Here is a 21950-nt window from a genome sequence, read left to right as displayed (position 1 = left end):
TCTAAGAAGTCTTATTCTTTATAATTCCGAATACGATAAGGTATTGTGCTGAGGCATAAGTGAGCATTATACTTATGTTCGAAAGTGGTAGTGGGTTATAAAACTTATTTAGGGCTAAAAGACTATCCGATAGCATAAAACATAATGCGCCAATAAATACCAAGTTATAGCTTAGCGTAGACACATTGCCTTTTCTCTTATATGCTGAAACTGCCATAGATAGTATCACAAGCATATACAAAATCACAGGAATAAGCATAGCACCAAGATTGTCCTTGATGAGGTAGAAAAGTAAGGCTGCATAAACCAGCAGTATCGCTGCGAAAGCAATAATGCTTCTCTTTGTGTTTCTATGTTTCAGAAAAGTTATAATATATACTACATGAGCTAACAGAAAGGCTGCTAAACCTGCAGTAAAGAAATGCGGAGAGTTATCTACAAACATTAAGAGTATATCACCAATAACTGAAAGCACTAAGGCAGAAATCGTCAATCTTTTGATTGTAGCGTTTTCAATAGTTCCTTTAAAAACCACATAAGTAATTAGTGATATCACTATTGCTGGCTTAGCAATGTAGTGGAGCTGTGATAGGCTTTCAAGACTTCCGGAAATCAATTCAGCGAGTACAATAAATACGAATAGAATTGAGAAGAGTTTTTCGGTTTTAGTGAGCATAATAGTTGGTAATAAGTTCAAATATATTCAATTCATCTTTCATTTTTGACAATTCGGAATTTTTCAATTTTAAGAAAGCGATTACGATATAATATTTGCCTTGTCAATCAAAAACGAACAGAACAAATATTATGAAACAGATCGCACTAACCATCGCATTATTGATTCTTAATCTTGTGAATTCACAAACCACAATTAGTGGAAAAGTCACTGATACCAAGGGTAATCCTATCGAAGGTGCTAATGTTTATCTAGAAGGTACTTACGATGGTGCTACAAGTGATGCATTAGGTGAATTTTCTTTTACCACTGAAGAAGAAGGAACACAAGTATTGATTATCTCTTTTTTATCCTATGAAACCCGAACTATTGCCAATGACGTTTCACTACTCAATAATTTAGATGTAAAACTACGAGAAGATGTAAGTACACTAGATGCTGTAGTAATCTCTGCAGGAACTTTTGAAGCCAATGATAACAGTAAGGTTTCTGTGCTCAAGCCTTTGGATGTAGTCACAACCGCTAGTGCTTTGGGAGATTTTGTTGGTGCGTTACAAACCTTACCAGGCACAACCACTGTAGCCGAAGATGGACGTTTGTTTGTAAGGGGAGGAGATGCTAACGAAACACAGATATTTATTGATGGTATTAGAGTATTTACACCATACTCGCCAACGACGAACAATATTCCAACACGGGGACGCTATTCACCATTTTTATTTGATGGGATTACATTTTCTACTGGAGGTTATTCTGCGGAATATGGTCAGGCACTATCGAGTGTGTTATTGCTAAATACTATCGACGAGCCAGACCAAGAGAAAACAGACATTGGTATTATGAGTGTTGGTGGCGCAGTAGGGAATACACAAAAATGGGATAAGACCTCATTGAGCATCAATGTATCTTACATCAATTTGGCACCATATATTGAATTATTCCCAGACCGAAACGATTGGGAGAAGCCTTATAGAGGTGCTCAAGGTGAAGCAGTCTTTAGACAAAAACTAGAGTCTGGAATGTTGAAATTCTATGCAGCATTTGATGTTTCCGATTTTGAACTAACCCAAGAAGACATCAACCTTACAGAAGGATTGTACTTCAAACTGAACAATACAAACTTTTACACCAATACATCTTACCAAGGCGTCTTAGGTAGTGGCTGGTCAATGAATACAGGAGTGAGTTACACCAACTCTAACACAAAGGTGAATATCATAACTAGTGATATTAAGAATGTGGAGAATTCTGTTCATGCAAAGTTCAAACTAAAAAAGCGTTTCAGTAGTCGTTTCAAAGTGAATTTTGGTGCAGATCATTTCATCACAGATTTTCAAGAGCGATTCATTGATTCGGATTTTAACTTAAATGAGCGTTATGGGTTTACCAATCATTTATCGTCTGGATTTGTTGAAACGGATATCATATTCAGCAAAAAACTAGCATTAAAAGCGGGTCTTAGAGCAGATTATTATGATTTGTTCAGCGATTGGACTATTGCACCACGATTATCTATCGCTTATAAATCTTCTGAAAATGGACAGTTCTCCTTAGCCTATGGCGATTTTTATCAAAGACCAAATAACAACACATTAAAGTTTCAACAAGACTTAATAGCACAACGCGCTCAGCATTTCATATTAAATTATCAGTATGTGAATAATGGCAAGATTTTTAGAGCAGAAGCCTTTAGAAAAGTATATGACGATTTGGTGAAGTTTGATACTGAACTTGAAGGTTTCGACAGCAGCTTCAACAATTCTGGCGATGGTTTTGCACAAGGTATTGACTTGTTCTGGAGGGATAATAAGAGCATTAAAAATATGGATTATTGGTTGAGCTATTCTTACTTGGATACTGAGCGTAATTACCGAAACTTTGTAGAGTCCGCTAGACCAAGCTTTGCCAATGAGCACAATCTTTCTGTAGTTGCCAAATATTGGGTAAATAGCTGGAAGAGTCAGCTTGGGTTGAGTTATTCTTACGGTTCCGGTCGTCCGTACACTAACCCAAATACCGATCAGTTTTTGTCTGAGCAAACTAAGAGCTTCAATAGCCTAAGCTTTAACTGGGCATATTTGTTGAGCCAACAGAAGATATTATACTTTTCAGTAAACAATGTTTTTGGATTCAATAATATCAATGGCTATCAGTATGCGAATACAGCTAATGCAAATGGAACTTTCGATAGAAGAGCGCTTACACCAGCAGCTGACCAGTTCTTTTTCATTGGGTTTTTCTGGACGATAAGTGATGATGGTACGGATAATCAGCTGGATAATCTATAAGCCGAGAAAGGATTATTTCAATTTTAGCCTAAAGCCAAAGAACTGTAGTTTAAATAGTTATCAGGTATTAGAATCGAATGTAGGGTTATTCAATAGAAGTACGATATCCCAAGCTTTGCAAATCTATATCTGTAAGATTGCTAGTCAATGTATTGGACGTTTCAAACTTGTTTGAAGCCCAAGCTGCTATCTCTTTTCTGAACCGTTCTTTTAGTCTTTCGTTGTAGCGCTTTGGGAATATTCTGTTCAATACGGATTTGGTCCTTAAGGCAATTAGTTTTAGGCGATATAATCGCTTCCCAGAACTAGAATTTAACGAAGAGGAAGAGTTTGTGTAATTATTTAACCATCTAAACTTGTAGTTGACGTAGTGGTTATCTTTTAAGTTATACTGCTTGTCAAATTTTTCTTTTGGTAGTTTGATATCTGCATTTACAAATTCACCAAGCGATTTTGTAAACAGGTCTTTGTCTCTTATGAGAAGCTCATAAGGTAACACGAGAACATTGTCTTTACCAAAGCGGTTTTGGTAGCCTTCGATAATATGATGATACTTCAAGTAGTTTAGAGAGAAACCTGGAATTCTTCCGTCGTAAGAGGTATGTAAGTACTTTTTTAAGCTCAGAGTACCACCTTCTTTTAAGTATTGAAAATAGTTGGAGAGCAACCATGACTGCTGTTCTCTTATCATGATCAATATTTTACCATTAGGAAATATCTTGTGAATTCTTCTTGCTATGATCGAAGCATCGAAGGCAGAACTACTAGGATATCCAGAGAGTCTTTCGTGAGACATTACCCAGATTTTGTTGTTATTGGCTTTGCTATCTAAGATAGCTTTAAGTTCACGTTTTATTTGTGCTTCATTATCATCAAAAGAATTGAGAAGGTTTAGGTCATTATCAAAGACAAAATCTTTAGCTAATGTGCTATGTTTTCTAAATTTTCCTGGAGGCGATAGTGGTTCAAAAATGTCACTGTCAGAGGCAAATACTTCGTTTTGTAGCCAGGTAGTGCCAGTTTTATGTAATCCTATATGTATAAGTACATTTTCAGGTTTCAAGATGTGGTGATAATAGCTTAAGTGTTGAGATAAAGATAAGGAAAAGTAATTGCCAGACAACTAATTCCAGGAGACCATTATGAGCCTTTTTAACCAAGGCAATTTTATCATGCTTATTGACCAAGGTAATGTGCTAAGTAAGATGTCCATTGCTCTGGATTCCACCATAATTTTATAAGTCTCATCATCAATTTCTAATAGTCCATCTCTGTTCAAAAAAGTTTCTCTTAATCCTTCTGGGCTAGTGTTCTTTAAACTTTGCCAATGTGAGATAATGGCTTTGATAAGTTCCTGCGCTTCGTTTCTTTCTTTATCAGATAATGAAACATTTTGTTTTATGGTTGAATCCATTTGAAGTCCACAAATAAGCTTTGGTAGGTCAAGGCTTTGTTCTTCAACATAGCTTAACTTTCCTGTGGCGATATAATGAAGCAGAAGTATAGCACGAGTTTTAGAGTCTTCGTCTTTGAATTGATTGTCGCTATTTAAATACTCTAATCTTTTGAATAATGTAGTTATAAATGGATGACAGAGTACTAATCCAGCATTTTCAATGTGGTATTTGGAGTTGTTAGTATCTGCCATAAGTTCTAAGATTAATTATAAAAGGTGTCTTCATCGACCACTATTGTCGTAAGCTCTACTTTATGCCCATCTGGGTCTTTAGTGTATATAGAGTGAAAATAATGATGATCTTGAAAGTCAAATTCTATATCTAGTTTGGAATAATGTTGTTTAGCTTTCTCAAAGTTTTCATTGGTGACATTAAACGCAAAATGATCAATTTTTATGTTTCTTGAATTGGAATCTAACTTTGGATCATTTAGGTCAGCAGGAAATAGTGCTACGCCAGATTTACCTGAAAGCATAAAGATTGGAAACGCTCCCCATTCTGGTAGCTGATAGCGTTTCAAGCCTAAAACTTTTTCATACCAATTTGCAGAAATTTCTAGATCTGCTACTCTAATAGCTACGTGGTCCAGAAACTCTAATTGTAAGTCATTATCTTCGGTACTCATGTTCTTTTTAATTTAATCCATCATGGCTACAACCCTTGCAGGAGCTGCAGAAGCGCCAACAATTTTTAGTGGAAATACAGCGACTTTAAAACCAGAGTAAGGAAGTGCGTCTAAGTTGACAAGCTGTTCCATGTGGCAATACTCCTTATCTCTTCCGACTAAATGAGCTTCCCAGAAAAATTCTGAGTTTCCTATTTCTTTGGCTTTTTTCAGCATATAGGGTAAGGGTAAATCCCAACCCCAAGAATCTATTCCCATAACTTTAATGCCATTGTCTATAAGCCATTCTGTCGCTTTGGCACTCATACCTGTACCAACTTTATGAAAGTCTTTTGTGCCATTAAATTTATCTCTTCCGGTTTTGATAAGGACAATCATTCCAGGCTTTAGTTGTAAATCATGTTCTGATAAAAAACCTTCAATATCTGCTACTGTAATAGCATCAAAATCTGCTTTGTGTTTCATGTCTATTACAATACCATCTCCAAAACACCAATCTAATGGGACTTCATCTATGGTTTTAGATTTTTTGCCTCCTGTGGTCGGCGAATAATGCCAAGGTGCGTCAATATGGGTCGTAGAATGCACACCCATTTTTTTAATGGTATCGTCAGCCCAACCTTCAAAACCTTTAGGAAATAGTTTGAAGGGTAAACCCAAAAATCGAATTAACCATTTTGCCTTTCGATGCGGTTTATGCTTTATTTTCACTTTCATAAACCAAGGGTCAGACTTATTGTACTTAATGGGCTTTGATAGGTCTATTATTTTCATAATAGTCTAAATTGAATTTGTTAGTAAATATAAAGGGGTAGTTTATAAGACTTAAAGATATTCAATTTATGGCTCGCCTATATCTTCATTCCATAAATTAGGATTCTTGGTAATAAAATCTTCCATAAGATCAATGCATCTTTGATCGTTCAATACAACTACTTCAACACCATGGTCTCTTAGTAGTTTTTCTGATCCTAGAAAGGTTTTGTTTTCACCTATAATCACTTTTGGGATGCCATACAGTAAAATGGCTCCTGTACACATTGGGCAAGGGGATAGGGTAGTATACAGAACACTATTTTGGTATACGCTTGCTGGTTGTCGCCCAGCATTTTCAAGAGCATCCATTTCACCATGGAGAACAACGCTGCCTTGCTGAATTCGTTTGTTGTGGCCTCTACCGATGATTTCACCATCATGTACTACAACAGATCCGATAGGAATTCCGCCTTCATTCAATCCTTGTTCAGCTTCATTTACACATTCATCAAAAAAGATATCCATAGTCGATGTATTTAAATTACGGTTACTTGGTTGAGAAGCTATTCTCAATCTTTTCAAAACCTTCTTGGTTAGATGCCTTATCCTCAACAGCGCCTTGGAGTATAATAGCATAGGTTTTATCTTCACTACTGAAGGCATATATGGTGCCTTCGTGTTTTACGCCTAATGCACTGAAGTTAAATGTCGAACTACGCGACGTCATAGTATTAAACGAGCTATCGGTTATTGGGTTAGCATTAAAGTTATCGAACAAACTATTGCTAAAAAGTTCTTCAATATTGATGTTTATGATATCATCCAATTCTACAATATCATTGAATGATGAAATAGTCACTAAACCACTAGAATCGAATCCCTTTTTTTCAACTGCCAAATAGTGGTACCCATCAGCAATCGACCCTTCGTCGTCCGTTACTTTCCAATCTGCAGGACAACTAAAAGCAAAACTATTTCTGTCTACGCTGTTATCCGTTTTTGCATCAACTTTTGACGAAGTTGATTGCTTACATGCAGTTAATGAACTTAAAGTGATGAATAAGACTAGTAATTTTTTCATAGTAAGTAGGTGTAATTGATTAGATATAGTACTAAAATACAAAGTATCCTTTAGTAATGATTGATTTTCATTTCGTTTTCAACGTGTTTCAACAAATCTAGTATTGTATCAGTTTTTTCTAAATGTCTTTCAGCATCTGGATTAATTTTTTTTAGATCTGATAACTTAAGGTATTCAGGATGATATATTTCAGTAATTGTTGCATAGTTGTAGGACTTGTTATCCTTTTCTATGAGAAAATCATAAGTATATACAGCTAGAGTTGTAGGTGTAATGTCTCCCATGAGCTTGTATACCTGTTCATAATCTTTTGATGGTGCAATCTCACCAAAGTAGAGGTTTTTCTTTTTGATACCCCATTGTGCTTTCTTGAAAACGCGACCGATAGACTGACCTTCTAATATTTTTTGGTGCTCTTTTAAAAACATGCTGTCGATTGTTGTCGCATATGCAACTACAGCAAAAGTTCTGGTAATCTTGTTTTTATCATGAAAGCTATAGAGATTGGACACTCTTGTTGTCGAATCTTGCTTTAGAACCTTGACGGCGTAAGTCCCAAATTTTAAAGCTATACGCTCACTATTGAGCAGTTTGGGAGATAAAATGGAGTCATGTGTGATTGACGACTGTTCAAGTTGATGAACCTCCTTCTTGCAACTACTGAAGCTAAAAATTAAGCCAATACATAGAAAAAGGACTAGAGCGTTGCGTTGATTTTTCATTGTAGAGGAAAGGTAATTAATACAATTGAATTTTAGCCAGAAAGGATTATACACTTTTTGTTTTTCCTGAAATTATAACATATCCAGCATCTAACGTTGATTGATTCAATATCGATTGATTGACATCAAACCAAGCTTTGCTTTCTATATCCGATTCTAGCTGTTTCAGGCCTTTTGAGATGTCATTGAGTTTTGAAAAACTTGATATTGAATTTCTGACAGACTCATCAAGATAAGCTGAAGGTCTTTTCCAGTAAGCTGCCAAAAATCCGTCAATACAGTCTTCAGGAATTAATAAAGGTTCTATCTCTACATCATCAAAATAATCGTGAATCTCATTTACATCCGGAAATATGGTTCTGTCCCATTCAATGATTTCTGGAAAATAATCCCTTGTTAACCAAAAGGGTTCAGATTCTGGATCCCATGACACAGCAACGAATCGTTCTGTGGCTACTCTATTGATTTCCTTAAAAGCCAGTGCTCTGTTTTCCCAATGGTGCATGGATAATATTGTTAATGCATGTGTAAAACTGTGGTCTGGGAAAGGCAGTGATTCTGCAGAGCCTTGCACCACTGGGTGTGCATTAGCGCCACGCTGATTTATCATTTCTAAAGAAGGCTCTACTGCTACGAGATCCATGTTACTTGGCTCATAAGATCCAGCGCCAGCACCAATATTGACAATACGTTGTGCACCGTCTAGCTTGTTTAAAATCTGTGCCGCTATCCTTGGGTCACTTTTACGTTTTTGTGCATAATTAATGCCTATGGTATCATATTTTGCTTTCACGTGTTCTTGTTTTTTAATTGTGTGTTGCGTATTTGATGTTTCAATACATTTACATAGTAGCAGCAAGCTATCCTAGTTCGAACGTGGTTATCCCATATACTTTATTCATATTTATTTTTGGGGATGCTCCGTAATACATTCTTGCACATTCAAAAATATATTTGGCCTTGTATTTCTTCACTAGTCCAACGGCTCCTTTGTTAATTACTGGTATATCAAGATATACAGATTCTCCTACGGCCGAATTTAGACAAGCTTCATATAATGCTTCTGCTGTGTCGTCGTCGTCAGCGAAAAGAGGCCCTATCTTAAACCCAGAATTAACTTTTCGGATCACTGCAAAGCCATTAAGCTTACCGTTTCTTGAAAACTTGAAAGCTTTACTATCTGGAATGACTAACCAGTTCTTTAAAAATTCTTTCCTTTTGTAACCAAAACATTCTAAATCGTAATCAAACAGCTTTTCAAAATCATGTGATTCAATGACCGATATAGCATTATGGATTGATATTTTTTGACCAATGCACTCATATCGTTCATCTCTGAAGGCGATGCTAAAACCACCTTTTTCATAAAATGGCTGCATTTCCACTACACCATCCATGCCAATGGTAGCACCATTCTTTAGCCTACTAAGCAATAGGTCTCTCCTTAGGTACCATAGTTTTTTACCAATACCTTGACCTCGGAAATTTGGATGAACAATAAACAACCCCATGAATCCAAATTCATTATTGTATGAGATTATTGCACCTCCTGCAATTAATTCATTTTCAGAGTAGAATCCGTAATATCCATCTGGATCGGTTTTCCAAAATACATCAAAATCATTTTCTCCAGGATTCCAGCCTTCTTTTTTTGCCCAACCGACCAAAGTCTTCAATCCATCTTTGTTGAGCTTTTTTAGTTCTAAGTTTTCTGGTTGTATCAACTATACTTAGTTTTATTGGTTCAATAATCTTCTAAAGAGATTCCGAGTTTATAACCTTCAATAAGCAAAGGTAGTGTATCAGTTGCCGATTCGAAAAAAGGGAGTTCTCCTGTATCGAGTTTTTTGTCCAGTTCCTCCTTGGGTAAAAAATGATTAGCACGGTCTAAATAGGTTCCTTTCATCAAATGCCTGTATTCGTGCTGAAATATTACCGCGGCAAATCCATCTAACTTGCCACGCTGAATTTCACCTTTTTGATTTTGACACTCATATTCTATCCATTCGAAACTTGCTACATTTCCTCTTTTTTCGCCGTGAGCACTGAGGCATCCATGCCAAAAGTTTTTGCGAGCCTTGGACACTTTTGTGATTATTGGATTGATAAAAACCTGCTTTTCAACGGGGCCTAATACTTGGTACCTTGGATTATCTACCTTAGCTTCAATCATAAATATTTGCAATCGTTTCCCTAGTTGATTTGCTGCAATCCCAACGCCAGCTTTTCTGATCATTACTGCATACATACTATCTATAAGCGTATTAAGTTCGGGAGTATTAAATTCTTTTGGCTTTATGCTTCTAGGGCTTAAGTACAGTGTATTTTGATCTCTTCCTTCTGCATCTGCGGGAATATGCTGTACGACTTCAAATCCGTCTTCAGGTATTTGTAAGGTTAGTGAAGCATCTTCTGAGCAACCTGTTTGCAATAGTCCTGTCATAAGTATCATGGTATAAATAAAACATCGTCGTATCATAGTAAAGTATATACGTTTAAAGCCGTAGTGTTATCTACGTGCTTTTATTTCTAGATAAATAATAAAGGGGATAATAAAAGGTAAAGATAAGAACAATTGGCAAATTACTTCTTTTATTTCCGTAATTGTATTTGGGTCTTCAACCCTTGTATTTCATAATTATACTTGGTTACATATAACTCGAATTTACTATAAGTAAAAATATAGTGTAGGTCAAAAATAGAATCAACAACGTGCTAAGTATACTACGAACCAATGTTGAACCTTTTGAGTAAGTGCCCATTTTTGAAAAAAACTGATTGAATACCCAGATTGAATACGCAATTTTTAAAACTTCTACCACAATCGTTAACAGTCCTGTTTCGGCTTTCGAATGTATAACCAAAAACCCTAGAGGATATAGTAGGTCGATGAATAACAACGCTCCAGCTATATAGCTGGATATGATAAGGTGTTCGCTATAGTTTAACTTACTTTTTCTAAAGATTAAGAAGCTAACTGCAGCCTGTAAGGGAATGACTCCAAGGGTGATAATTTTGGTATTTTCTTTAATGAAAACATCAACCTTCGCTACGGTATCGTTGTTGTAGATTGAGTTAAAGTCATCATAATTAAAAGATCCTAAAATCCCTATTACTTTGTTGGTTAAAACAGCAATAATGATAAACGTAAAAAAATGAAAGTGTTTCTTTCTCTGTCCTTCTAAGAACTCTGCAATGGCGTGTCCGGGTCTTCTTGAAAGTTCTTTAAGTGTATAGGGTAAACCATGGTTGATGTGGAATATCCCATGTGAAATATCATGCTTGACTATATATCTTAAGGAGTATCTGGTGACATCAGATTGTTGACCACAGTTGGAGCAATACTTCCCACTTACCTCACTTTCACAGTTCAGACATTTAATATCTGATTTCAGATTTTCGCTCAATGATTCTTCATTTATCATATTCAGTGATTTGGGAGATTTAGTCCAACTGTAGTGTATTCTTAAAATGGCATGCTACGTTCCGCTAAACGCTGAATTCAATTTAACGGACTCAACTATGATTTGTACCTACAAAGTAAATACAGGTTCTATAAAAAAGAAAGGACGGAGTAATAAGTGGTAGTTTCTGTGTAATATTCGGTACTAAATATGAATTATAGCCATTATTGAGTACAGTGATTTTTACTCCAATTCTACTTTATTCTCTACAATTTTTGTCCGAAACGGGCTCCCAAATTTAGAAGGATTCCATCCTAATTCTAAAGCTTGTTTAATCCAATTCGAAATATCAGAAGGTTTTATTGGGTTTACTATTTCAGTTTCTATATCATTAGGATGGTTTCGGTCTGTATGGATAAGTAAACTTGTTTTTGGATTTTCTTCCAATTCAACAGCAACGTGTAATTTTCCAATTCCATAAACAGATTGAGTATAGGTAGCCTTTTTTCGAATCAGCCATCTAAATTTCAATTCATTAACCGATATTTTCCGTGTTCCTTTTTTTGGTATTGACATTTCTATATATTGTACACAACGGTCTCGACTATGATTAGTTGCGCGTTTCTGAAACTAAATTAGCAAATACAAACTGAATAGAAAATCCGCGAGGATTTTCAGAAGCGATGACCTGAGCCTGTCGAAGGCTAGGCGAGTTCTAGTAATGAATTATACACGTTGTTTTGCAGTTTAATTATTAGCTTTTGAAAATTTCTCTAAAATTCCATGGGTTTTAGTAAGAAGATCTAGATGTTCTAAATTCTCATTATTATTTAATTTCAGGCAATTTTTTAATGCAATATTCAAGGATTTTAGGGCTGCTATTTCATCATTATTTGGTGGTTTCTCATCAAAGTTAAATTCTGTAAAACTCTGAAAATCTTTGATAACAGCATTGTAGTAAACCAGTGCAGTTCGAGTATCACCAGATTTTTCTTTCATTTCTGCAGCGGCAATCATTGAAGGACCTACCATATGATGATAGTGAGAACATACACTTAAGGTACTTTCTGCCCATAAATCCGCAAAACGTTCTGTTTCAGAATCCATCGCAGTTGTTCTAAAATATTCGTAGAGGGATTTAGTATTTTCAATAAGTCCAAATCCATCCATCCAAACCTTGGCGTTGATAGAATTATTTGGATAGCCATTGGCTTGTTTTTTAACCGTCTGCAATACCTTAGAAATTGTCCGTATCAGCTGCTTAATATCATCTTGGTATTTGTACAATTCCCTTTTATCAATTTTGAGAAAATTGTCAACCAAAACTTTTACATCTTCTGCAGTAGGTTGCTTATTAAATAAGGAAGTTAAAAATTTCACAAGATTCAGTTATAATTATTATGCCCAATGATCTCATATAACCGCAAGTTGCGGTTATACTTTGTTACCAAACGTACTTTTTTATAATGTTCCGCCATCTGGCCAGTTTTTCCAATGGTTATTAGGTTTATTAGTTGGTTCGTAAAATTCAGTTTTTCCAGTTTCCAATACTTTGGCTATTTGTTTAAAAGTTTCATTTTTACTCGGAAGTTCCGAATCAGCACAATCTGGATGATACCATTCAGTCAGTTCCATAATTTTTGGTAAATCAGATGGAATTCGTCCCCTTATTTCCTTTTCAGTCGCCTCTAATTCATTGTTATATTCAGGCTCCAAACCTCTCATAAATTCCCAAACGAAAATTTTGTCTTCCTCTTCGAGTTCAATTCCTTTATTCAGATAAAATTCTCTATTGTGATTAATACTCAATTCTTTTCCGCGCAAAAGCATAGTTTTCGCCTGTGGATTTAGACTTTCCAAATATTCTTCGTCAAAAGTCGAGTTGTCAGTACTATTATCCGTTATGTATAAAAAGTTTGCGTTGTCAGTTCCAGGCTTTGTGTCTATGCAGTTACCAAAAATGTGCAGACAATTGGAAATTCCATCGTGTCCTCCACCACGATAATTAAATCCGATTACTTCTATTATTAATGCCCATCGTTTTTCATCTCGGTAAGCACTCATCTTTGAGTGAATCGGATAAACGAAGCCATTGTCCAACATCGGAAAGGTAAAATCTTCAGCACATTTATCAAGTTGCTTTAGTATTTCCTTTGCTGAATATTCCTGTTTTTTCTTAAATCCGAAGATGTTCATTCGTATGTTTAGTAACGGTTTTGGCTATGATTAGTTGCGCGTTTCTGAAACTAAATTAGCAAATACAAACTGAATAGAAAATCTGTGAGGGTTTTAGAAGTGATGGCCTGAGCTTGTCGAAGGCTAGGCGAGTTCTAGCAATTACTTATAGCAATTGTTGGCAGTCGTTTTATTCTATTAAATCAACCTTAGTATTTATAGGGTCTTCTTTCAAAAGTTCAATATAATTAATAGTTTTAATTTTGTAAAAGAGCGTTCCTTTTTCATTTGTGCCTGATGCAACATCTTTTACAATACTATCTTTTGCATCTATAAATCTAGCGTTAGAAATCATGATTAGTTTATCAGACTTTGTATTGTCTTTTAAAAAATTTAAGTGTTCTTGAGAAATTTCTCCATAAACAGCATCGTTATTTGAATCTTCTTCTGACCCCATTTCAATGTAAACCCACGATTTAATTTCCTTAGAACTTTCTTTTTTTTCACTTTTACATGAAATTAATGTGCTCAAAATAATTAGGCTAAGTATTTTTTTCATTACATATTTTATTTTCAAATTACTACCAACGGTTTCGGCTATGAGTAGTTGCTTAAAGAACTAAAGATAGCAAAAAGTCATAGCGTGAGGAGTATTCGGAGAATATTCCAATTGGCACATACCAGACTCAAGCAATTACTTATAGCCATTGTTATGTGCAGATTTTTAAAATCCTTCATATTCAGAAAGCTCACATTCAAAGAGTATTTTCATAATTGTTTGGTCTTTTTCTAATCCATTGGATGTTTTAGTAAAATACTCTTCTGAGGTCAAAATTATTTTTCCTTTTAAGAAAGAGCCAAGTTTGAATTCAGGGTCATTGTAAAATCGAATATCTTGACTCTTACTAGAAAGATAGAGCTCTTTAATAAATTCCCCATCATTGTTTTTCTTATGAGTTTTCGAGTCAGATGCAATAATAATTTGTCCGTCAAATTCATTTTTGGTCATTTTTATTTGATATCCAATTCCACCACCATAAAATATCCCACCAGTAACTTTTATTGTATCATTTTTGAATTGACAGTGACAAACATTGGGAAGTAGGGTATTTGTAGTGTCAATCATTTTTTTAAAATCAAAGTCAGATGGTTTATTTTCATCTGTCATTTTCTCCATTTTACTATTGGAAAAAATAAAATACGATAAATTTCCAGTTCCAAATTTGCTCATTTTGTCTGCCTCTTTATTAATCTTCAAATCATTTTCAATCGACTTATCTATTCTATAAAACCGTTCCTGTTTATTGCAAGAAAAAATAAATAGAGAAATGAATATGAGGTAAATTACTTTCATCGTAAGTTGTTCAATTTACACAAAACGGATTAGTGTATGATTTCGTTGCGTGTTTAAGCACTAATAGCAAATAAATCACAGACAGAAAGTCCGCAAGGACTTTCGTATGTATGCTTTAACTAGCAATGAATTATACACATTGTTACCTCCAGTTTTAATTCCACATTTTTTCAAATAACTTCGGACAAATCGCTTTCATAGTTTCAGGCTCTTCTTCTTTCCAAGTGAACTCAAAATTCGGGTAATTTCCTTCACTAGTTTTGAAATCGTCAGCAATATAGTCGTATAACTCTTTTCCTGTTTTATTCTCAAATGCTGTTAGCGCAACATACCAAAAACCTTCGAAGTCATAAAATTCTTCGCCTTCTATAAATTCCGAAATCAATGTGTCGGGGTTTTTTTTAGCATTGTAATAAGTGTCTTTTCCTCTCGATATTATCCAATTCCTAAAATATTCAAATCCATCATCAGAACAACCTCCATTCATTATATATCCTGCACACCACATTTCAGAATTATAAGTGTCGTAAAGTAGTTTGTCAGTTCTCAATCGAAATCCAATCATTTGTTTTGGTGTCAATTTTTCAATTTCTTTCACTAAAAACCTTTCTTGTGCATCCTGATTTTTAGTGTTCTTTACTGAAGAGTTAACTATATTCCAAAATATTGTTTCATCTAGCATTTCACTAGTTTTTTCAATTTCTTGATTGTATGTTTTTGATGTTTCATTTTTGGCTTGTTCTTTTTTTCCAAAAAGTTTGTCAAATATTCCCATTTGGTTATTCGTTTTTGTGTTACAACTTAATATCAAAAATGTAGTAATTATTATTGTCGTGAGTTTCATCGTACAAATTGGTGGTAACGTAAATATATACCCAATATTAACAATTTTGTACCAATAATCTATTAACAAAAGAAGGTTAGATTTAACCTTTCTGATTTTAAAAGAAACATTACAAAATATGGAAAGCCCTTGGAGTTAAGATATAAGTGTTTTAAACTACTCCGTAACTTCTTCCATGGTATGGTAGACGTTCTGTACGTCGTCGTCTTCCTCGATTTTTTCAAGAAGCTTTTCAACGTCAGCCATTTGCTCTGCGCCAAGAGCCTTAGTAACTTGAGGGATACGCTCAAAACCTGAGCTAAGGATTTCTATCTCACGTTTTTCAAGCTCAGCTTGGATATCGCCAAAGCTTTCAAAAGGACCGTAAAGTAGTATGCCATCGTCATCAACAAAGACTTCTTCAACACCAAAGTCAATGAATTCTAGTTCTAATTCTTCAGCATCTTGCCCTTCAGGATTAATTCTAAAATTACAAGTATGGTCAAACATAAAAGATACAGAACCTTGTGTTCCTAGGCTACCATCGCATTTATTGAAGTAAGAGCGTATGTTGGCAACGGTTCTGGTATTGTTATCTGTAGCAGTTTCTACTAAGATTGCAATGCCATGTGGTGCATAACCTTCAAAAAGAACTTCTTTAAAATCGCCTTGGTTTTTATCGCTAGCGCGCTTTATAGCACGCTCGATGTTGTCCTTTGGCATGTTTACAGCCTTGGCGTTTTGTATAACAGCTCTTAGTCGTGCATTACTATCTGGGTCTGGACCGCCTTCTTTTACAGCGATAACAATATCTTTTCCAATGCGTGTAAAGGCTTTACTCATTGCAGCCCAACGCTTCATTTTTCGTGCTTTACGGAATTCAAAAGCTCTTCCCATATCTTAAGTAAGAATTATAAAATTGTCAGTTATGGCAAATTTAAAAAGGTAAGTGGCAAAAACAAATTATTCTTCTTGCAGTTCTACAATTGCTTCTATAGCTTCTGCAAGTTTAAAATCCTTTTCAGTTACACCATTGGCATCGTGTGTGGATAGCGATATGGTAAGTACATTGTAAACATTGCTCCACGACGGATGATGATTTTGTGCTTCGCACTCAAAAGCAATACGACTCATAGCACTAAAACAATCCTTGAAATTGTCGAATTCAAATTCGGCCCAAAGCGCATTGTCATAGTATTCCCAATCTGGGAAGTGTAGTAGTTTTTTTTCGATTAAGTCTTCAGATAAAGGTGTCATAAATGTGTATTAATAATCCGTATTAAATGTAATGAAAATTACTGGATTTTTAACCTATTTGTTTAGCTCTTCGAGGACTTTTTCGCTAGTAATCTGTAAATGCTTAGGCAGCTTATTGTATTTTGGTAAAACGGCCAGATAGCGATCCTCGTTTGTGGTATACACATGTTTGTATTTAGCACGTTTGTCTGTAATAAGAGCTATGATTTCTTTAATAAAATCATCGTGGTGTACTAAGTCTGTGCTTCCTAGATGAAACACACCATGTTTATTTCTATTGATAATATAATGAACCTGCTGTGTAATCTTAGTGTCTATGGTCACATTCATAATGAGATTAGGAAAGATTTCAACAGCTTCATTGTCTTTGAGATTGGTTTTTATCTCCTGTATTCTTGGACATTGAATACCAAATACCATAGGCAATCTGATGACTACCACTTGCCTTTTTGGCAAACGCAGTAGCATATTTTCAATTTTTATTTTGAAGTGCCCATAGATGCTATGGCTAAGGGTTTTGTCTAATTCGTAGCTAGGATATTTACTATAGGCATCAAAGGCATTGGCAGAGGAGAGGAATATGATTTTACAATCGTTCTGCGATACATATTCTGCTATGTGTTGATGGGCTATAGTTTGCGCATGAAAATCACCTCTTAATGCTGAAATGATTATAGAGGGTCTTGTAGCGTTTAAAATTTCGTATACATCGTCTTCTTCAACATTGTATTGAAAGAAGTGCTGATTGTCTTCAAATTCTTTTCTAGGTGTGAAATACGTACCGAAGGTTTTGAAGTAGGAGCAAAGCTCTCTGTAAATGGCATTACCCAAAAAGCCACTCGCACCGAGTATTAATATTCTATGTTTCTGTTCGTGCTGCTTCATTAATCAATCTTCATTACAACATGATGCACCTATTTTTTGTAAAACGGTAATTTTACTACAGTAGCCGGAATCGCTTTTTTACGGACCTGAATATTGATCTTACTTCCAACTTCTGAAAATACTGTAGGTACATATCCCAAACCAATACCTTTCCCAAGGCTAGGACTCATAGTACCAGAGGTTACATTACCAATAGTTTTTCCGGAGTTATCAACGATATCATATCCTTGACGCGGAATACCTCTATCATCCAATTCGAATGCTACAAGCTTGCGTTCTGGAGTTCTACGCTTTTCATCTTCTAAAGCTTCAGAATTAGTAAAGGATTTATTGAATTTGCATATCCAGCTTAGACCTGCTTCAATAGGAGAGGTAGTGTCGTCAATATCGTTACCGTATAAGCAATATCCCATTTCTAATCGTAAGGTGTCTCTAGCAGCCAAACCAATAGGCTTGATACCATAATCTGCACCTGCTTCTAGTACTTTATCCCAAATCTGTTTTACTTCGGAATTCTTGCAATAAATTTCAAAACCACCACTTCCTGTATATCCAGTTGCTGAAATAATAACGTGCTCTATACCTGCAAAATCACCAACCACAAAGTTGTAGAACTTAATCTCTGATAGGTCATGAGAACTCAAACTTTGCATAGCTTCAACAGCCTTTGGACCTTGTATTGCTAATAGTGAAAAATCTTCTGAGATATCTCGCATTTCTGCGCCAACATCATTTTTGGAAGAAATCCAATTCCAGTCTTTTTCAATATTACTTGCATTAACTACCAATAAATACGTTTCATCTTTAACTCTGTATACAATAAGGTCATCTACAACACCACCAGTATCATTTGGCAGGCAACTATACTGTGCTTTACCCACTGTAAGCTTGCTAGCATCGTTGCTACATACTTTTTGTATCAGTTCAAGAGCATTTGGACCTTCTATGAGGAATTCGCCCATGTGACTAACATCAAATACACCTACAGCGTTTCTTACAGTTTCGTGTTCTATGTTAACACCTTCGTATTGAACAGGCATATTATAACCAGCAAATGGTACCATTTTGGCACCCAATGCTTCGTGTGTGGAAGTTAAAGCAGTATTTTTCATTAGGTATGCAGTAAATTTTGATGCGCAAATCTACACAAATTTTAAACGATTTTGGTTATCAAAGTTCTGTTAAAACGTAAAGAGAAGCATCTTATTTTTATGTATTTTTAAAATCGAAGTGTTATACCGTAAACAAAATATGACACCTGTTCTAAACCTTAAAGAATATGTCCAAAACTAGTTTTAATAAATTCAATAAGTGGCTCAATAACAATTGGATTATTACCATTTTCTCTACCATGTTTGGTATTATCGCTGGTCTATATATCAACGATTATTTTCAAAATAAAGCATTATTAGAGTCTAAGCAAGACGCTATGGTTCAGGTTCTTAGAGAGTTGGACGATAATCATTCTGCTTTGGAGGATTATCACAATACGCTGAAAACCAAATATGAAGCTTTTGATGTTGTGATTAATTACATCAGTAATGATTTGGAGCTTTTAGTGCCTGCAGATACTTTAGACGCTTTTCTCAGTCAAGTTAAACCGATATTTACTTTAGAAGCACAGGAACCTTTGCCCGGTGATTTGTTGAGGTTAAGAGGGGATATGGACATGAATATAACATCGAAGTTGGTCGCTGCGCGTCTAACGGATATCATTTGGAATTCTTTTAAAGAAACCAATTATATGAGTGTTACAAGTTTTGAATGTTTAACGGGAATTGAATCCATTTACCATGCCCAAGACGAGGTTAATAAAATAAATGCTGAATGGAAGAGTGTTTTTTTTAGGGGTGAATTTCTTACCAATCCAACACTGACCAAAAGCTTTATGAGCCAGTGGAATGATTTACTCTTGAAACAAGGTTTGTTATTGAAGATGTATGAACTGAGAGAAAGCTTTATAATTAATTGTGAATGATTAGTGTACAGCTTTATTGAAACAGTATAATATAAAGAACGTCAAGCAAAAGCTTGACGTTCTAGATTTAAGCAATCATGCCTTCAGCGATGTTTGCTGGAACAGGTTTATAAGCATGCATTTGTAAGCTTACAGTTCCTCTACCACTAGTTAATGTTCTTACTGTAGAAATATAACCAAAGGTCTCTTTTAAAGGAACTTCGGCAATTACTTTTTGTTTGTTATCACTGTCTTCTATAGAATTTATGATACCACGACGTCTGTTGACATCTCCAGTAATTTTGCCTAAGAATTCTTCAGGACAAATGATTTCAGCAATCATTATTGGTTCTAATAATTCTATACCAGCTTCCATAGCAGCAACTTTAAAACCTTTTTCAGCAGCTGTTTCAAAATCGTATCCATGAGAATCTGTTGCATGAGTTCCTCCGTCGAACAAAGTAACTTTCATGCCTTTTACAGGATAACCTAGTAAAACTCCAGATACCATAGCCTTTTGAAATCCTTTTTCAACATTAGGTATGAACTCCCTAGGAATGACTCCACCTTTTATATTATTAATAAATAGTAGGCCTTCCTCGTTATCATCTCTAGGACCAATTTCAAATGAAATATCTGCATATTGTCCATCACCACCAGATTGCTTTTTAAAAAGTTCTCTGTGGGTAACGGTTTTAACCAATTGCTCCATGTAAGATACTTTTGGTTCACCTTTATTGACTTCAATACCAAATTGACTTCTTAGGGTTTCCAAACGTACCTCTAGATGTAATTCACCCATTCCTAAAAATAATGTTTGACCTGTCTGCTGATCGACCTTAACATGCAACGAAGGATCTTCACTTGCTAGCTTTGATAAGGCATCGGCAAACTTCTTTTCGTCATTTCTATACTTAGGCTCAATCGCTAAGCTTATCACTGGATTTGGGAATTGAATCGCTTCTAAAACAAAAGGCGAATTCAATTCGGATAATGTATCTCCAGTGGTTACGCTTTTTACACCCACCAAACCACAAATATCTCCTGCTTCGGCTTGTTCCATCTCTATCATCTTATCTGCTTGGATTCTAATGATTCTACTTACTCTTTCTTTTTGTTGAGTACGAGAATTAATGAATGAATCCCCAGGTTTGATAATACCAGAATACAAGCGTACCATTGCTAGTTTTCCAATGTATTTGTCTGTCAAGACCTTGAAAACAAAAGCTGTACGTGTCTCTGTGCTTAGTCTCTTACGTATTTGTACAGTTTCTTGTATAGGATCAAATCCTTCAATTGCATCAAGATCTAAAGGTGAAGGCAAATACAAGCCAACCGCATTTAATAACGGCTGTACACCAATATTCTTGAATGCTGAACCACACAAAATAGGAACAGCCTTTCTCAGAAGTGTTATTCTACGAATAGCTTCATTGATAGCTTCCTGCGAAAAATCTTTGTCTTCAAGATATAACTGCATGAAGATATCGTCTTGTTCAGCTATTTGTTCTAATAACCTGCTCCTACGTACTTGGACAATATTCAGATAGTCTTCAGGAATCTGCGTTTCGTTCCATGTGCGTCCAGAATCTGCTTTATTCCAATACAAAGCCTTCCGAGAAATCAGGTCAATAACACCCTCAAAATCATCACCACTTCCAATAGGAATTTGTAGCAATAGAGTTTGTACACCAAAAGTATATTCTATTTGATCTACAGTTTTAAAGAAATCTGCTCCAATACGATCCATTTTATTTATGAATCCAATCTTTGGAACTTCATATTTATCAGACTGTGACCAAACAGATTCTGACTGAGATTGTACACCAGAAGCGGCACAAAAAACAGCTACAGCGCCATCCAATATTCTTAATGAGCGTTCTACTTCTATAGCAAAATCAACGTGTCCAGGAGTATCAATAATATTGATATCATACATTTTAGCATCGAATTGCCATTTGGTAGATACTGCAGAAGAAGAAATTGTGATGCCTCGTTTCGCTTCTTGAGGATCGCTATCTGTTACAGTATTTCCATCGTCTACGTTTCCTAACTTATGTATAAGACCAGTATAATACAACATACGTTCTGTTACAGTTGTTTTACCAGCATCGACATGAGCTATGATTCCTATATTTCTAAGATTTAATATTCGTTTCATTTTTATAAGTTTTAAAAGTAATAAAAAAGCCTCCCAAAAAGAGAGGCCATTAATGTTTGAGTAAAGACAATAGCTACCTCTCCCGAATCTCTCGGATTAATAAAAACAGTATTGATAATAGTAGCTTCATAAGATTTTTTGTCTGTACAATAAATTTTTGGGTGACGAAAGTTGGTAGTACAAAAAAACCTCTCTAAACGAGAGGCCTTATATAACTTATAAAGATGGTCTTCGCTTAGATTCGTTGTCTCATACTACCAAAATACACAGCTCTAATTGCTCTGTTTAAGGCAGTTACATTGATATGTTTAACGAATAATGTCATTGTG

25 protein-coding genes are annotated in these 21950 nt (G+C 35.3%); 2 read left to right on the top strand and 23 right to left on the bottom strand.

The window, feature by feature from the left end; genetic code table 11:
• Position 1 precedes the first annotated feature (1 nt).
• Entirely contained in the window at positions 2-676 is a 675-nt protein-coding gene (locus NCE97_RS04490; protein ID WP_353777696.1) for a lysoplasmalogenase, read from the bottom strand.
• A gap of 131 nt (positions 677-807) precedes the next feature.
• On the opposite strand from NCE97_RS04490, the gene NCE97_RS04485 reads away from it, so the two are divergent.
• Positions 808-2964, top strand: a complete 2157-nt coding sequence (locus NCE97_RS04485) for a TonB-dependent receptor (RefSeq protein ID WP_353777695.1) — start codon at positions 808-810, stop codon at positions 2962-2964.
• Positions 2965-3049: 85 nt separating this feature from the next.
• Here NCE97_RS04485 and NCE97_RS04480 read toward each other — a convergent pair whose 3' ends face one another.
• From NCE97_RS04480 to gcvT, 21 genes are all read right to left on the bottom strand, one after another.
• Positions 3050-4027: a sulfotransferase domain-containing protein gene (locus NCE97_RS04480; RefSeq protein ID WP_353777694.1), complete on the bottom strand. Its 978-nt coding sequence runs from the start codon at positions 4025-4027 to the stop codon at positions 3050-3052.
• Between the two features lie 60 nt (positions 4028-4087).
• A complete protein-coding gene (locus tag NCE97_RS04475; RefSeq protein WP_353777693.1) occupies positions 4088-4612 on the bottom strand; it encodes a contractile injection system tape measure protein in 525 nt (174 codons plus the stop codon).
• Between the two features lie 11 nt (positions 4613-4623).
• Entirely contained in the window at positions 4624-5046 is a 423-nt protein-coding gene (locus tag NCE97_RS04470) for a VOC family protein (protein ID WP_353777692.1), read from the bottom strand.
• A 12-nt stretch (positions 5047-5058) separates the two neighbouring features.
• Entirely contained in the window at positions 5059-5820 is a 762-nt protein-coding gene (locus NCE97_RS04465; protein ID WP_353777690.1) for a cyclase family protein, read from the bottom strand.
• A 66-nt stretch (positions 5821-5886) separates the two neighbouring features.
• Positions 5887-6327 carry a nucleoside deaminase gene (locus NCE97_RS04460; RefSeq protein ID WP_353777689.1) on the bottom strand — a complete coding sequence of 147 codons (441 nt, stop codon included), beginning with the start codon at positions 6325-6327 and terminating at the stop codon, positions 5887-5889.
• A 22-nt stretch (positions 6328-6349) separates the two neighbouring features.
• Complete coding sequence (locus NCE97_RS04455) at positions 6350-6883, bottom strand: hypothetical protein (RefSeq protein WP_353777688.1); 534 nt, start codon at positions 6881-6883, stop codon at positions 6350-6352.
• A 50-nt stretch (positions 6884-6933) separates the two neighbouring features.
• A complete protein-coding gene (locus NCE97_RS04450) occupies positions 6934-7605 on the bottom strand; it encodes a hypothetical protein (protein ID WP_353777687.1) in 672 nt (223 codons plus the stop codon).
• 46 nt (positions 7606-7651) lie between these two features.
• The gene (locus NCE97_RS04445; RefSeq protein WP_353777686.1) at positions 7652-8398 is read right to left on the bottom strand and encodes a class I SAM-dependent methyltransferase; all 747 of its coding nucleotides are present in this window, start codon (positions 8396-8398) and stop codon (positions 7652-7654) included.
• A gap of 67 nt (positions 8399-8465) precedes the next feature.
• On the bottom strand, positions 8466-9329 hold the full coding sequence (locus NCE97_RS04440; protein WP_353777685.1) for a GNAT family N-acetyltransferase: 864 nt from the start codon (positions 9327-9329) through the stop codon (positions 8466-8468).
• Between the two features lie 20 nt (positions 9330-9349).
• The gene (locus NCE97_RS04435) at positions 9350-10048 is read right to left on the bottom strand and encodes a peptide deformylase (RefSeq protein WP_353777684.1); all 699 of its coding nucleotides are present in this window, start codon (positions 10046-10048) and stop codon (positions 9350-9352) included.
• Between the two features lie 205 nt (positions 10049-10253).
• Positions 10254-11030: a DUF3667 domain-containing protein gene (locus tag NCE97_RS04430; RefSeq protein ID WP_353777683.1), complete on the bottom strand. Its 777-nt coding sequence runs from the start codon at positions 11028-11030 to the stop codon at positions 10254-10256.
• Positions 11031-11252: 222 nt separating this feature from the next.
• Positions 11253-11585: a hypothetical protein gene (locus NCE97_RS04425; protein WP_353777682.1), complete on the bottom strand. Its 333-nt coding sequence runs from the start codon at positions 11583-11585 to the stop codon at positions 11253-11255.
• Positions 11586-11756: 171 nt separating this feature from the next.
• Positions 11757-12389, bottom strand: coding sequence for a hypothetical protein (locus NCE97_RS04420; RefSeq protein WP_353777681.1), 633 nt, complete (start codon positions 12387-12389; stop codon positions 11757-11759).
• An 81-nt stretch (positions 12390-12470) separates the two neighbouring features.
• Positions 12471-13205 carry a DUF7003 family protein gene (locus NCE97_RS04415; protein WP_353777680.1) on the bottom strand — a complete coding sequence of 245 codons (735 nt, stop codon included), beginning with the start codon at positions 13203-13205 and terminating at the stop codon, positions 12471-12473.
• Positions 13206-13374: 169 nt separating this feature from the next.
• Entirely contained in the window at positions 13375-13743 is a 369-nt protein-coding gene (locus tag NCE97_RS04410; protein WP_353777679.1) for a hypothetical protein, read from the bottom strand.
• A gap of 165 nt (positions 13744-13908) precedes the next feature.
• Entirely contained in the window at positions 13909-14538 is a 630-nt protein-coding gene (locus tag NCE97_RS04405; protein WP_353777678.1) for a hypothetical protein, read from the bottom strand.
• Positions 14539-14692: 154 nt separating this feature from the next.
• Positions 14693-15313 (bottom strand): DUF4240 domain-containing protein, encoded by a 621-nt coding sequence (locus tag NCE97_RS04400; RefSeq protein ID WP_353777677.1) that lies wholly within the window; start codon positions 15311-15313, stop codon positions 14693-14695.
• Between the two features lie 225 nt (positions 15314-15538).
• Complete coding sequence (locus NCE97_RS04395) at positions 15539-16258, bottom strand: YebC/PmpR family DNA-binding transcriptional regulator (RefSeq protein WP_353777676.1); 720 nt, start codon at positions 16256-16258, stop codon at positions 15539-15541.
• 66 nt (positions 16259-16324) lie between these two features.
• Positions 16325-16618: a 4a-hydroxytetrahydrobiopterin dehydratase gene (locus NCE97_RS04390; protein WP_353777675.1), complete on the bottom strand. Its 294-nt coding sequence runs from the start codon at positions 16616-16618 to the stop codon at positions 16325-16327.
• Between the two features lie 54 nt (positions 16619-16672).
• The gene (locus tag NCE97_RS04385; RefSeq protein WP_353777674.1) at positions 16673-17503 is read right to left on the bottom strand and encodes a sugar nucleotide-binding protein; all 831 of its coding nucleotides are present in this window, start codon (positions 17501-17503) and stop codon (positions 16673-16675) included.
• Between the two features lie 29 nt (positions 17504-17532).
• Entirely contained in the window at positions 17533-18615 is a 1083-nt protein-coding gene (gene gcvT, locus NCE97_RS04380; RefSeq protein ID WP_353777673.1) for a glycine cleavage system aminomethyltransferase GcvT, read from the bottom strand.
• A 167-nt stretch (positions 18616-18782) separates the two neighbouring features.
• Between gcvT and NCE97_RS04375 the strand changes: the two genes are divergently transcribed.
• A complete protein-coding gene (locus NCE97_RS04375) occupies positions 18783-19481 on the top strand; it encodes a hypothetical protein (protein ID WP_353777672.1) in 699 nt (232 codons plus the stop codon).
• A gap of 67 nt (positions 19482-19548) precedes the next feature.
• Here NCE97_RS04375 and fusA read toward each other — a convergent pair whose 3' ends face one another.
• The gene (gene fusA, locus NCE97_RS04370) at positions 19549-21621 is read right to left on the bottom strand and encodes an elongation factor G (protein WP_353777671.1); all 2073 of its coding nucleotides are present in this window, start codon (positions 21619-21621) and stop codon (positions 19549-19551) included.
• Positions 21622-21950 lie beyond the last annotated feature (329 nt).

This window comes from Winogradskyella sp. 3972H.M.0a.05, from assembly GCF_040493455.1.
Taxonomy (GTDB): Bacteria; Bacteroidota; Bacteroidia; order Flavobacteriales; family Flavobacteriaceae; genus Microcosmobacter.
Note: the sequence above shows the minus strand (reverse complement) of the source record. Positions and strands in the feature narration are given on the sequence as shown.

Excerpts from the sequence above, each read along its gene's own strand:
- NCE97_RS04490 (WP_353777696.1), bottom strand. The coding sequence starts at position 676 with ATGCTCACTAAAACCGAAAAACTCTTCTCAATTCTATTCGTATTTATT.
- fusA (WP_353777671.1), bottom strand. The coding sequence starts at position 21,621 with ATGAAACGAATATTAAATCTTAGAAATATAGGAATCATAGCTCATGTC.
- NCE97_RS04425 (WP_353777682.1), bottom strand. The coding sequence starts at position 11,585 with ATGTCAATACCAAAAAAAGGAACACGGAAAATATCGGTTAATGAATTG.
- gcvT (WP_353777673.1), bottom strand. The coding sequence starts at position 18,615 with ATGAAAAATACTGCTTTAACTTCCACACACGAAGCATTGGGTGCCAAA.
- NCE97_RS04455 (WP_353777688.1), bottom strand. The coding sequence starts at position 6,883 with ATGAAAAAATTACTAGTCTTATTCATCACTTTAAGTTCATTAACTGCA.
- NCE97_RS04485 (WP_353777695.1), top strand. The coding sequence starts at position 808 with ATGAAACAGATCGCACTAACCATCGCATTATTGATTCTTAATCTTGTG.
- NCE97_RS04385 (WP_353777674.1), bottom strand. The coding sequence starts at position 17,503 with ATGAAGCAGCACGAACAGAAACATAGAATATTAATACTCGGTGCGAGT.
- NCE97_RS04460 (WP_353777689.1), bottom strand. The coding sequence starts at position 6,327 with ATGGATATCTTTTTTGATGAATGTGTAAATGAAGCTGAACAAGGATTG.
- NCE97_RS04465 (WP_353777690.1), bottom strand. The coding sequence starts at position 5,820 with ATGAAAATAATAGACCTATCAAAGCCCATTAAGTACAATAAGTCTGAC.
- NCE97_RS04450 (WP_353777687.1), bottom strand. The coding sequence starts at position 7,605 with ATGAAAAATCAACGCAACGCTCTAGTCCTTTTTCTATGTATTGGCTTA.
- NCE97_RS04390 (WP_353777675.1), bottom strand. The coding sequence starts at position 16,618 with ATGACACCTTTATCTGAAGACTTAATCGAAAAAAAACTACTACACTTC.
- NCE97_RS04405 (WP_353777678.1), bottom strand. The coding sequence starts at position 14,538 with ATGAAAGTAATTTACCTCATATTCATTTCTCTATTTATTTTTTCTTGC.
- NCE97_RS04475 (WP_353777693.1), bottom strand. The coding sequence starts at position 4,612 with ATGGCAGATACTAACAACTCCAAATACCACATTGAAAATGCTGGATTA.
- NCE97_RS04415 (WP_353777680.1), bottom strand. The coding sequence starts at position 13,205 with ATGAACATCTTCGGATTTAAGAAAAAACAGGAATATTCAGCAAAGGAA.
- NCE97_RS04400 (WP_353777677.1), bottom strand. The coding sequence starts at position 15,313 with ATGGGAATATTTGACAAACTTTTTGGAAAAAAAGAACAAGCCAAAAAT.
- NCE97_RS04395 (WP_353777676.1), bottom strand. The coding sequence starts at position 16,258 with ATGGGAAGAGCTTTTGAATTCCGTAAAGCACGAAAAATGAAGCGTTGG.
- NCE97_RS04430 (WP_353777683.1), bottom strand. The coding sequence starts at position 11,030 with ATGATAAATGAAGAATCATTGAGCGAAAATCTGAAATCAGATATTAAA.
- NCE97_RS04435 (WP_353777684.1), bottom strand. The coding sequence starts at position 10,048 with ATGACAGGACTATTGCAAACAGGTTGCTCAGAAGATGCTTCACTAACC.
- NCE97_RS04470 (WP_353777692.1), bottom strand. The coding sequence starts at position 5,046 with ATGAGTACCGAAGATAATGACTTACAATTAGAGTTTCTGGACCACGTA.
- NCE97_RS04410 (WP_353777679.1), bottom strand. The coding sequence starts at position 13,743 with ATGAAAAAAATACTTAGCCTAATTATTTTGAGCACATTAATTTCATGT.
- NCE97_RS04375 (WP_353777672.1), top strand. The coding sequence starts at position 18,783 with ATGTCCAAAACTAGTTTTAATAAATTCAATAAGTGGCTCAATAACAAT.